Source organism: Paenibacillus intestini, from assembly GCF_030803945.1.
In the GTDB taxonomy this organism is placed as follows: domain Bacteria; phylum Bacillota; class Bacilli; order Paenibacillales; family Paenibacillaceae; genus Paenibacillus; species Paenibacillus polysaccharolyticus.
The window spans coordinates 1,207,131-1,218,875 of the sequence record NZ_JAURUN010000001.1 but is presented as its reverse complement, the minus strand read 5'-3'; the positions used below and the strand labels follow the sequence as shown (position 1 = coordinate 1,218,875).

Genomic DNA, 11,745 nt, shown 5'->3' with positions numbered 1-11,745 from the left:
GGCATCTAAATCGTCTTTTCATGAACACTCTCCTCATTTCATTTAGTGTATCTGAGGTAGCTTCGAGTGTCCAATTGGATTAGGGGGCTTTAAAGCCAGAGAGCTTATTTCGTTGTTTCAGTAACTTTTTGCGTGTATTTAGGCCTTTTTTTGGAAAATAGCGTCATCTGAGATCGTTAGAATTTTAAAACCGCCAAAAAGGTCCAAATAAGCTCTCTCAGGATCGTTAGAGTTTGATTGCCTTCATACCTACACCCGCGCGCTCAAAATTGCATCCTACAATACCCGAACCCGAACCCGAACCCGAACCCGTTCCAGTTCACCCCACATACCTTTTCCTTTCACTCATATCACTCATACATCCGTCGTTCCAATTCAGCAAAAGCAATAGCAGGATCATCACTAGAATTGTCGATGTATGCGATAGATTCCGCTGGAAGCGGCCAGGCCACTCGTTTTCGATCAAGAGAAGAACGGAACGCATCCCAATTAGCTAGTTTCCATTCATCTAATGGAGATTGTCTCGCTGTGATTCGTTGACGGTATAACGCTTCGTTCTGCAAATAAACATAAGCAACTCGAACGTCTGTGTTATCGAGGGAACGGCCAATGCGTGCGAGTTCCTGCTCAATCCAATCCGGTGTCCCGGTCTCTTTGGTAAAAGGCCCAACCACGAGAGTGTCTACACCAAGTTGTACGTTATCCAAAGCGGCGTCCATCGTGATTCGATAACCCAGATCACGGCACAGCCGTTTGTATTCTGGTGAATCCCGATCTGATGGATCAAGCCCTTGTAACGTCATGATGGCCTCAGCTGCGGGACGAAGCAGGATGTCCATGTCCAAAAATGCAGCTTTATATTTACGCGAGAGCGCTTTGGCGAGTGTAGTTTTGCCACTTCCGGCTCCGCCGAGAAAGAAAATAAGTTTACTTTTGCGCATGAGAGAATGTCTCCTTTAATTCGTAGTATCGGTCTATCTAAATCTGTAAAGATCGAAAAAATTTCTATATACAATTTAAGGCTGGATAGAGGTAGTTTAACATAAAAAGATAAATGGGGTGCTGGACATAGAAGGAATTATAAGGTATCATGACACCTAGATTAACTATGCATAGATTTCCGATGTATTAGACCAGTACTTAGGAGGGAGCGTTTTGTTTGCAGATAAATAAACAAATGATTAAAGGAAGTACAGAAACATTAATTTTAACTTTACTTCATGCACAACCCATGTATGGCTATGAGCTGATTAAGGAACTGCATCGTCAATCAGAGGGCGTGTTTAGTCTCAAAGAAGGAACGTTGTATCCGATTCTACACGCGATGGAAATCGAAGGATGGGTGGAGGCTTACTGGGCAGAAGTGGAGGGCAGAAAACGGAAATATTACTCCATACGAGAGCAAGGCATACAGGCATTACAACAGAAAAAAGCGGAATGGTCTCTATTTCGTCGTGCTGTAGATCGCGTGATCGGTGAAGGAGGTTTAGCCTGATGAATCTGAAGCAAGTGAAAGAGCAGGGGAAGCAGAAAGAAAAAAAGGAACAGATTCAGAGTTATCTGGATCAAATCTGTGGTCAGGTCAGGGCGAGGGAAGTACATAACGATCTTCGTGAGGAACTCGGGAATCATCTCGAAGAGATGACCTATGACAAGGAGCAGGAAGGATTTACAACGGAGGCAGCTGCCACATACGCTATTGAACAAATGGGTGATCCGGCTGATCTAGGCAAAAGAATGCACAAAATTCATCGTCACCGAATGCACTGGGGATTATTGGCGGGAGTCGTGGGGATGGCTCTTATTGGCATGGTTTTGACCTGGATATATACGAATAGTCTATTAGACTTGGGAAATGAATACTCATCCGTCCATCTACTGTATACAAGTATGGGGATGTTAGCCATGTTGTTCTGCCTCTTTTTCGACTATAGGAAATGGATTAAATCTGCTTGGTGGGTATACATTCTAATGAATGTTCTCTTATGGATTACCCCGGTGATAGCAGACTCGTATGGTAGCTTGAATAGAATGCTTATATTGCCATTTGGCTTCTCAATCGATGTTACCACGTCCGCCCTTTGGATATTGCCACTCGCGATCGGCGGGATTGTCATTTCCCATTTTCGTTCGGATCTGAACGTGCAAATGATCTTTACCTATGTTGCGTTAGTAGCTTTGCCTATGGTACTCATCTATCAAATCTCGGATTGGGTCCGATTATCGTTATTTGGATGCATATCTTTGCTACTGTTCGGATGGATTACAAGAAAGTGGCTGTATACGCTGATTACTGCGTGTTTTTGCGGAGCGGCTGCAGCCGTTCTATTACTTGTAACCGATCAATATAGTCGATTCGAAAGGTTGTCTGTGGTATTTAATCTGAATCAAGACTCTAAGGGTATGGAATTTATGAATAACGCTATTATTGATATCGTCAAAACAGCGGGATGGTGGGGAAATGGTACGAATATCCCGATAGGATCAACTTTAAAATATCTTTATCTGAGTTATCCAGGGGTTATGCTTATAGACGTGTTTGGGTGGTCTGCCTGTGCGCTGTTTATTGTTGGCATAGTGTGGTTTGTAAATACATTATTTAAAATACTGCCGCGTATACAAGACAAGTTTGGTTCGATGATTGTACTGTCTGTAACGGTTACACTTGCACTTCAACTGAGTTATTCAGTTGCGATCATTACGGGAATGGTCCCAATCATGAGTATTGAATTTCCCCTTATCGGATATGGATCTCATGTGATACTTGAATACGCTATGATCGGTTTGCTTCTTGGTGTTTATCGTCGAAAGGATACGGTTTCCTTGAGCCGTAACTACACCCGAACCCACACGGGAAAGAGTATGACGTTATCAGAAAGATGATGGACTATGCCAAGGTTACAACTTATCAGAGGGAAACCAGATGTGCCGCAGATTAACCCAGCCCTGACTGTTGAATGACATTCCGCGAACGGAAGGAAGATAAGCGGTTTCTACAGGTTTTTGGGACAAAATGAACATTAGATGTTCACGAATTAGAAATTCTTCGATATCGAATAGTGCCTGCTTACGCTCGCTGGTATGTGGAGATATAGCAACGGATTGTAATCTATACTGAACCCACTCCTGAGACGGGGATTCCAGATGCTCGGATAATGTGGAGAACAGATCATATCTGCGAAGCTCCACGTCACGATCTTGAATCAGGGAGAAGAGAATCAGATCGGATTCAAGCCGCCAATCGCCTTTGAATTGTTCCATGTTGCCTGTGTGTATGGTGCAATGAAAACCGGATTTTTCCAAAATCAGTGCAAGTCGCTCAGCATCGGGCCGATATTGCGGAATGGTAGCAAGGTGCAAGGCAATGGGTGCATCGTAAGGAGAGTTCTCCTGTGAAGTGGGAGTTTTCCCATGTTTATATTCGTGATGTTGAGGTCGATTTTCTGTCCCCTTCTGTAGTGCCAGATCAATACACTGTTGCAAATAGGCTCGTACAGCCGGATCGTTTAACGGTCCGGTTTTTTGTGTGTTACACGTAAGCAACTTGGTCACGGTCACTCCAGAACTTGCCTGTGTCCAAGCAGTACCCGCATTTTTAGCCGGATTATGAACAAGGTGGAAGAAGGGAGATTCCACATGTTCAGTTGGTCCGGGCACCTGATTTGGATCAAGTCCCTCCAGTGGAGTACCCCACGGAATTTGCAGAATATCCACCCGGTCAATAAGAGATCTACCCTGAAAATAAGTTGTATATGCTTCAAGTCTGCACAGGTGATGATCCCATACGGCAACTTTAAAAGGCCCCGTTCCTACCGGTTTCAACATGGAATGTATCGGCTCGGTAGGCATGTTTATCTGATCTGTATCTGGGTTCCGAGTAACAATGACGGCCCGGCTTGTTGTCAGAAAAGATAAAAATAATTCCTGCGGTTGTTTTAAACAAAAGCGTACAGTTAAGGGGTTTAACGCTTCAACTGAATGGATCTGTTTCATAATTTCACGGTACAATGTACGGCGCTCTGTAGATAACAGTCGCTCGAACGAATAGACGACATCGGGTGCTGTAAAGGGACTGCCGTTGTGAAAATAAACCCCTTTCCGCAAATGGAAAATCCATGTCCGTCTATCAGCGGATACATCCCATGTATGCGCTAGACAGGGTAGAATGTGTCCTCGCTCATTTCGCTGCACAAGTCCATCGTATACGTGGCTTGTTACGAAAGACTCGGCAAGCAGATTAATATATAACGGATCGAGCGCATGAAGTTGCTGGCGAATAGGTAAACGAAGCGTTTCAATGGGTTCATTGTTCGTTCCAGCTTCCGTGTGGTGCCCTGAATAACCAAGCAACCACTGATTGAGAACATGTTGCATAGAGATTGAACTGGAGAAGTCCCGAACTTGATCCGCAGCCTCTTGTAACTCCAGGCGATTCATTGCTTGCATCATGTACTCTGCAGCAATTTGATCTGCCGGAGCCAACAGAGAGAGTGTCGAACGCCGTCCTCGTCCCCGCTGGGCATGCCAATGGATCCAGCCCAAAGAAGCCATTTTTTTCACAATCGTTAATGTGTTGCGATGGGTACAGTCAAGGATCAAAGAGAGATCTGCTAGAGTTATGGTGTGTTCTGATGTTTCGCCGAGCTGGCTGTGGAGTAGCAAGTATTGCTGATGCAGCTTCAACGGGGTTCCTCCTTGATAACAAGATGTATGACGTTCCTTAGCAATCTAAAATAAGAAATTATATCGGTCAAGATTTCTGTTTGTGTTCTTATTTTATCATTTAGAATAAAACGTAGATAGATGAATGGAGGTTTTTCCTATGATTGATATAATAATCTCTTCATCCCATCTTTGTTATCTTGTAGCCCGGGTAGAATTGTCCAAATTAAGAACGGAATAGAGCGGAGTTTGGATTTGCCAGCAGTTCATTTATGCAAACGTGATATGTAAGTGCTATAATGTAAAAATAAACGTATGAAGGGGGTGAATCTCTTGTTTGAATTACATGAGCTATTGCCGTATATATTCTCCATAGGTCTGATTTTTACCGTCAGTTACGCCTATATTGCCCATCTTCATTGTGGTATGACGGAGTACTGGATGGAAGGTGGAGCTGGAGACGGAATTGAACCTGTCTTTCCGGCACTTGGCTTGAACTTACAGTGTAGGCCGGAAAACTGGAGCCGCATGGTCAGACGAAAAGAAGCACCGGATGAAGATGAACCAGACTGTATTTCCTTGTTGAGACTGGAATCAACCAATCAACAAGGAGGATATATATGGAACAACATACAAACAAGAGGTTCACACTCACATCTGGCAAGGGACGGATCTATGGCCTGATTGTGATTTTATTCGCAGTTATGCTGCTTGCCGGATGCAGTAATAATGTATCAGAGATTAATTCTTCCACTCCAGGGTTCTTTAATCATTACATCGTATTTCCGCTGTCGTATCTGATTCAGCATATCGCCAGTATATTTAGTGGAAGTTATGGTGTTGCGATTATCGTCATTACACTTGTCATTCGGCTCGCATTATTACCGCTCATGATGCGTCAAGCCAAGTCCCAGCAGGGAACACGGGTGATTATGAATGCGATGAAACCTGAACTGGATGCCATTAAGAAAAAGTACGAGGGCAAGAACGATACGGCTAACCGGCAGAAGTTGTCTGAAGAGACAATAGCGTTATACAAAAAGCACAAATTCAACCCGCTGAATATCGGCTGTTTGCCATTGTTAATTCAACTCCCGATTTTATCGGGGATTTACACGGCAATTCGGCTAACGCCAGAGCTGTCGTCCCATTCGTTTTTGTGGTTTAAGCTTGGCGCACCTGACTATGTACTGGCTGTAGTTGTAGCTGTTATTTATCTTATTCAGGCGAAGGTGTCACAGGCAAATTTGGCACCTGAACAGCGCAAACAGTTTGCGATAATGGGGTATATCTCCCCGCTAATGATGGCGTTTTTCTCGTTTTCCGCACCAGCAGCTATGCCACTGTACTGGACGGTTGGGGGTTCGTTCTTAGTGCTACAGACGTTGCTGTTCCGCAAATTGTACCCAGTCGAGCATCCGCAGGTAGCCGAAGTGACGGAATTAAGCACGCAGAAGCCTGATCACATCATATGTGCTAAAAGCACGAAGAGCGCAAAGAATACCAATAGTGCAAAGAATACACAAAATGCGGGTAATTCCAAACGTTCTGCTAAACCTGCCAAATCGTAGTTGAGTTATAAAAATATTAAATAATGGAATCAAAGAAGCGCGTCCATAGGGACACGCTTCTTTGATTTGCTTAACTTATATTCCAGGTATCTCCGGCTCTCCGGATAATTGAAAACGTGAAACAAAATGCCAGATTAACTCCCGACGGGAGGAAACCTTTGTTTTGGCGAAGATGGACTTCAGATGATCTTGAACGGTGTAGGCTGAAATATGCATAGCCTTTGCAATTTCCTTCGAGGAAAAGCTGCGTAGCACATAGGCGAGCAATTCACGCTCCCGAGCGGATAAGGCATAACTCTCGGACAGCAGGGGGAGTAAGTCCTGAGGCATAGCCTGCTCCAGCCAAACGGCGATCTGATCCCATTTCTCTGCATGCTCTGCCGATTCGCAAGACTGCATCATACTAGCCTGAAGCATAACATAACGACCGTCCGCCAACTGGACACATACTTTGGACAGTGAACCGTCCGATGTTGGTGAAGCTGACGAGGCATTCTTTTGAATGGATTGCAGTAGATGAGAACTCACGGCACGAACGGGTCTCGGAAGCACATCGGATTCAATCTGCTCCAATCGGCGTAATTGGGATAACCAGTATTGTGCGGCCGGATTTTGCATTACAGGTTCGAGCGGAGCGCGTAAAATAACAATGCCTGGCTCCCGCGGACTGCCACCTTGAAGCTCTTCCATCAATAATAGATGCGTTGTCCGTAGCATAAATGCAATTGAGGATGCCCAGTGTTGCATGAGCTCCCGCTCTTCTTCAGAGAATGTAGGCTTGTTCTGTTTGCGGTACAACGTGAGATAACCCCAGCAGGCATCGTTATTCACAAATACCGTTCGAAGCTCATCCCCGAATCCGGCAGGCTGTAAAATATTCGTGTAACGTGAACTTGCTCCAGGCCGTGATTGGATGGAAGCATGCAAAATAGCGGCATACTGACCGGACTTAATCAAGTCGCTATATTTATGGATATCCTCTTCCATGTATTCATTAATAAATAATCGATCATGAATGGCTTCAATGCCATCTTCCGTCACCGCGCCTGTAGAAAGAAGGGTGGAAGGATCTACGGTGGTGAAGCAATAAGCATCATATGTGATAACCGTATGAATTTGTTTGAGAACAGCTTCCCGATAGGTGCGAGAGGTCCAGTTTCCTTTTTCAAGGGAAGTAATCCGGTGTACATTCTGTGCAGTAATTAGGCTGGTCAATTGGATAAGCTCCTTCCCGAGTACGTTAATATCCCATACTTATGGGATGGTCGTCTGTATGTATCCTTTTATAATGAAATTAGACGAATGCAGAGTCAAGTCTAACTTCAAATTCAGAGGAGTGTAACTGCGATGAAAGATCATATAAATGGTACACGGGATGAAAAACGAAATAAAGGAACGGATCATACATGCTCGGATAATCCTTCACCCATGAGTTGGGATAGCGCGGACATCGTTCGTTATGAACAATCGATTGCTCTCAAAATTCCGGGATATGCCCATATGCATGATCTGATGGATAAACTTCTCACAGCAACAATAGCAGATAACAACCATATTAGAATATTAGTTACTGGGGCTGGAGGGGGCAAGGAAATCACTTTGTTGGGTACAAAGCATCCTGACTGGTCGTTGACAGGCATGGATACTTCTAAGCCGATGTTGGATTTAGCGAAAAAAAGAGCAGATGAAGCTCGCATCTCGCATCGGGTCAAGCTTTTTTCCGACACCATTAAACAATTACCTGAGGATGGATTGTACGATGGTGCCACGAGTATGCTGATGCTGCATTTTATTCAGGGACTGGAAGCAAAAAAGTCTTTCCTGATGCATCTCGCCAGTAAGCTCAAACCCGGCGCACCTCTAATCCTTGCGTCTGTTAATGCAGATCTGGATTCTCCGGCTTATCCAATCATGATGCAGGCGTGGCGGGAACATATGATGCAGGCGGGAGTGCTTACGGAGGAATGGGAACGGTTCGCCGCATCGCTCGGTCAGACATCCGATCCCGTATCTGCTGAAATTTTAGTGAGATTGCTTGCGGAGTGCGGTTTTTCAAGGATAACCCGTTATTTTGCAGCATTCTGGGTGGAGGGGTATTATGCAATCCGAGACTAATATACAACAAGACAACATCATGAAGGATCAGATCTGGGTTGTTGGTGGTTATGGCCAAGTGGGGCAGATGGTCTGTACTCAGCTTGCGCAAGCATATCCCGGCAAAGTGTGGGCTGCGGGTACACGCTTGGAACGTGCCGAACAATTCAGTCGCCAGACGGGTGGAGTAGTTAAACCACTGCAACTGAATATTATGAAAACGGTGGACCCTGCCATGTTGCGACACGTTAAACTTGTCGTCATGTGTGTAGATCAGAATGACACCCGGTTCGTTGAAAGTTGTGCCAAAGCCGGAGCCGATTACATCGATATTTCTGCCAAAGGTGATTTCTTAAAACAAGTGGAAGGATTGCATTCAGTGATGAAAGTTTCTGGATCAACCGCTATTCTTAGCGTTGGTTTGTCGCCCGGCATAACCAATCTGCTTGTTCGTGAAGCGTCGATGCATTTGGATCAAGTGCAGGAGGCGAACATCACGGTGATGCTTGGTCTCGGGGAGAAGCACGGCAAGGCGGCAATCGAATGGACGGTAGACCAGATGAATACGGCTTATGAGGTCAAGAAGCATGGAAAGTTTACCAAAGTTCAGAGTTTGAGCGATGGAAAATGGATTGATTTCGGCGAGCAACTGGGAAGACGGATCGCATATCGATTTCCGTTTTCAGACCAACAGGCTGTAGCCCAAACGCTGCACATCCCTACCGTTTCAACCCGACTGTGCTTGGATTCCCGTTGGATTACCAGAGCATTGTCGTTATCCAGACAAGCAGGATTAGTGAAGCTGCTGCGTTTTGCTTGGGTTCGTGATCTGGTAGTAAAAGCATTTGCTGCGATTCCAGGTGGTAAGCCGATGTTTGCTGTGAAGATAGATGCGACAGGATGGAAAAATGGAGAGCGGGTGGGAATAGAGCAGCTCGTTGTTGGCGAGAAGGAGGCTGTTCTCACAGCAGAGGTAGCTGCAGCTGTAGCGAAAAGGGTCTATATGAACGGTCAACAGCCAGGCGTGTATCATGTGGAACAATGTTTCTCCATAAAGGACATTGAAGAGGAACTTAAATACTCGTTAAATGTGGTAACCAAAATCACATAATCTGAACCGTATCCAAGTGACGCGATGCGTTGGACTCATGGCTTAAAACAACTTAAAGGTTGTTTTGTCTGAAAGCGCCAATCTGCTATGATAAAACTACGGATCAAGCACGATTGGAGGGAGAACATGGACTATATTGCCATACTGCCTTATTACAGAGTACAACGAGAGATGACTGGCCTTTCGCAGGAGATTGAGAGGAATGCCCGTACCATGACCCTTTATTCGGATCGAATCGTGACCAAGTACAGGGAGTTCAGGATTACGGAAGTATTTGATATGTCTTTTCGCCGGATGGGGGATGCAGGTGGTTTTTTCTATCTGCATACGAGCACAGGAGTATATCCCTATATGGTAGAGATAGATCCTAGGCCGTTTATCCAGACATTCCACCAAGTGGCGATTGCTCGAATCAAATGATTGACCTTGCCGCCACGTGAAGCCTTACGATGGATGGGTAGTAATTATATCCAATCCAGAGGAGTGTATCTCATGAGTATTTTGATTCAACAAGTAACTATTCTAACGATGCAAGAAGCCGAAGCACCTTTCACGGGGGATATACGGATTGAAGGAAATCAGATTGTGCAGATCGCGAGTCATATCATGCCTCAACCTGAGGATGAGGTGATTGATGGTCGAAATAAACTGGCGATGCCCGGTCTTGTGAATGCCCACCAGCATTCGCCAATGAGTCTGCTTCGAGGTTTTTCCGACGATCTGAAGCTGATGGACTGGCTGGAGCGCAAGATGTTGCCTGCCGAAGCACGGATGACACCTGAAGATATTTATTGGGGAGCTAAATTGGGCATTGCAGAGATGATTCGTTCAGGAACAACGGCTTTTGCCGATATGTACATTCATATGAATGAGATCGCTGAAGCAGTCACGGAAACAGGCATACGTGCATCGCTGACTCGTGGTATGGTTTTTATGGAGGATGATGGAGGACGCAGGCTGCAGGAAGCGATCGATCTGGTGCAACGCTGGTCAGGGAAAGCAAATGGTCGAATCACAACGATGTATGGACCGCATTCTCCTTATACTTGTCCGATGGAACCGTTACGTGAAGTCGTTGCAATGGCTGTTCAGGACGAGATTCCACTGCACATTCATCTGGCGGAAACGAAGGAAGAAGTAGAGAAGATTCGTAGCCGCTATGATATGACACCCACGGAATATTTGGAGGAATCAGGTATGTTCGAGCGGGCGCATGTGCTACTGGCTCACGGAGTACATCTGAACCCTCAAGACATCAGCAGGCTGAAGGGCATGCGCGGCGGTGTCGCCCATAATCCGGTGAGCAACCTGAAGCTCGGTTGTGGCATTGCTCCAGTAGAGGCGATGATATTCGAGGGGATCACGGTAGGAATCGGGACAGATGGAGCAGGGAGCGCAACAACACTGGATATGTTCGAAGAAATCAAGGCTGCATGCTGGCTGCAAAAGCTGGACTACGGTGATCCAACCCGGCTTCCGGCACGTCAAGTACTTGATATGGCAACCCGTGGGAGTGCAAAATTGTTATCATTGCAAAATGAAGTGGGGATGCTTGCACCTGGATACAAAGCGGATCTCATTCTGATTGACCTTGCCAAACCTCACCTGCAGCCCATTCATAATGTAGAGTCGCTGTTGGCCTATAGCGTGAATAGGGCGGATGTGCACACCACCATTGTAGATGGGCAGATCCTGATGCAGGACAGAAAGTTGCTTACCATAGATGAGGATGAGTTATATCGGGAAGTAAACACTCGCGCGAAGCGGATTGTGGAAGGCGTTTAAAAATATTATGTTTTCGTTTAATCGATTAATTCAAAAGGCAATCTCTAATTTCATCTTAAAAAGTGCTGTATTTCTCCCCATATTTTATTGGCTTCCACAGCGTTTTGTGCTGGTGCGACATACCGAGAGTTATTTTTTGCATGAATGAAATATAATGTATTGAATTTATCGTCAGCCCACTGAATCATATAATAATCGTCGAGATCAGTTCGGTTTTCATTTGCAATAATGGGGAAATATCGATCACCATTCATTTTTTTCTTCATTTTAGTTATGAAACGATCCGGCCTTTCAGGTTCAAAAACATCATATACTTTGTCGTCGATAAGCATTTTTCCTTTAAAGGTAGTAGGTCTGAAAAAATCCCGATAACCTTTCGTAGTTATTTGAATCTCGATTGTTTCTCCATCTAATGTACTAGCTATGTATTTTTGCTCAATGTCATAAGGTAATTTATAAAATATAAGCATCACGATAAAAAGACTAACGACACCAACAATTACAGCAATTAAATTCTTGATA

At 45.0% G+C, this 11,745-nt stretch carries 12 protein-coding genes; 8 read left to right on the top strand and 4 right to left on the bottom strand.

The annotated features are described in order from the left end of the window. Positions 1 to 350: 350 nt before the first annotated feature. The gene (locus J2T16_RS05120) at positions 351 to 941 is read right to left on the bottom strand and encodes a P-loop nucleotide/nucleoside kinase family protein (RefSeq protein ID WP_499017883.1); all 591 of its coding nucleotides are present in this window, start codon (positions 939 to 941) and stop codon (positions 351 to 353) included. A gap of 218 nt (positions 942 to 1,159) precedes the next feature. Between J2T16_RS05120 and J2T16_RS05115 the strand changes: the two genes are divergently transcribed. Continuing rightward, positions 1,160 to 1,495 carry a PadR family transcriptional regulator gene (locus J2T16_RS05115; RefSeq protein WP_167375822.1) on the top strand — a complete coding sequence of 112 codons (336 nt, stop codon included), beginning with the start codon at positions 1,160 to 1,162 and terminating at the stop codon, positions 1,493 to 1,495. Then, positions 1,495 to 2,883, top strand: a complete 1,389-nt coding sequence (locus tag J2T16_RS05110) for an FtsW/RodA/SpoVE family cell cycle protein (protein WP_336122558.1) — start codon at positions 1,495 to 1,497, stop codon at positions 2,881 to 2,883. The genes J2T16_RS05115 and J2T16_RS05110 overlap by 1 nt, the downstream gene beginning before the upstream one ends. Before the next feature lie 15 nt (positions 2,884 to 2,898). Here the strand turns inward: J2T16_RS05110 and J2T16_RS05105 are convergent, their stop codons facing one another. Further along, positions 2,899 to 4,683: an ABC transporter substrate-binding protein gene (locus J2T16_RS05105; RefSeq protein ID WP_499017882.1), complete on the bottom strand. Its 1,785-nt coding sequence runs from the start codon at positions 4,681 to 4,683 to the stop codon at positions 2,899 to 2,901. Positions 4,684 to 4,995: 312 nt separating this feature from the next. Between J2T16_RS05105 and J2T16_RS05100 the strand changes: the two genes are divergently transcribed. Next, positions 4,996 to 5,346, top strand: coding sequence for a hypothetical protein (locus tag J2T16_RS05100; RefSeq protein WP_090923965.1), 351 nt, complete (start codon positions 4,996 to 4,998; stop codon positions 5,344 to 5,346). Further along, positions 5,283 to 6,233 (top strand): membrane protein insertase YidC, encoded by a 951-nt coding sequence (gene yidC, locus J2T16_RS05095; RefSeq protein WP_336122560.1) that lies wholly within the window; start codon positions 5,283 to 5,285, stop codon positions 6,231 to 6,233. Before J2T16_RS05100 ends, yidC begins: the two co-directional genes overlap by 64 nt. Before the next feature lie 75 nt (positions 6,234 to 6,308). On the opposite strand, the gene J2T16_RS05090 is transcribed toward yidC, so the two are convergent. Continuing rightward, positions 6,309 to 7,448, bottom strand: coding sequence for a LuxR C-terminal-related transcriptional regulator (locus J2T16_RS05090; protein ID WP_336122561.1), 1,140 nt, complete (start codon positions 7,446 to 7,448; stop codon positions 6,309 to 6,311). A 132-nt stretch (positions 7,449 to 7,580) separates the two neighbouring features. Here J2T16_RS05090 and J2T16_RS05085 point away from each other — a divergent pair, with 132 nt between their 5' ends. From J2T16_RS05085 to J2T16_RS05070, 4 genes are all read left to right on the top strand, one after another. Beyond that, positions 7,581 to 8,348: a class I SAM-dependent methyltransferase gene (locus tag J2T16_RS05085; RefSeq protein ID WP_336122562.1), complete on the top strand. Its 768-nt coding sequence runs from the start codon at positions 7,581 to 7,583 to the stop codon at positions 8,346 to 8,348. After that, positions 8,332 to 9,438, top strand: coding sequence for a saccharopine dehydrogenase family protein (locus tag J2T16_RS05080; RefSeq protein WP_336122563.1), 1,107 nt, complete (start codon positions 8,332 to 8,334; stop codon positions 9,436 to 9,438). Before J2T16_RS05085 ends, J2T16_RS05080 begins: the two co-directional genes overlap by 17 nt. Before the next feature lie 126 nt (positions 9,439 to 9,564). After that, positions 9,565 to 9,858: a hypothetical protein gene (locus J2T16_RS05075; RefSeq protein ID WP_090923969.1), complete on the top strand. Its 294-nt coding sequence runs from the start codon at positions 9,565 to 9,567 to the stop codon at positions 9,856 to 9,858. Positions 9,859 to 9,930: 72 nt separating this feature from the next. Continuing rightward, positions 9,931 to 11,223 carry an amidohydrolase gene (locus tag J2T16_RS05070; RefSeq protein WP_336122564.1) on the top strand — a complete coding sequence of 431 codons (1,293 nt, stop codon included), beginning with the start codon at positions 9,931 to 9,933 and terminating at the stop codon, positions 11,221 to 11,223. A gap of 50 nt (positions 11,224 to 11,273) precedes the next feature. Here J2T16_RS05070 and J2T16_RS05065 read toward each other — a convergent pair whose 3' ends face one another. Beyond that, a complete protein-coding gene (locus J2T16_RS05065) occupies positions 11,274 to 11,696 on the bottom strand; it encodes a hypothetical protein (RefSeq protein ID WP_499017881.1) in 423 nt (140 codons plus the stop codon). Positions 11,697 to 11,745 lie beyond the last annotated feature (49 nt).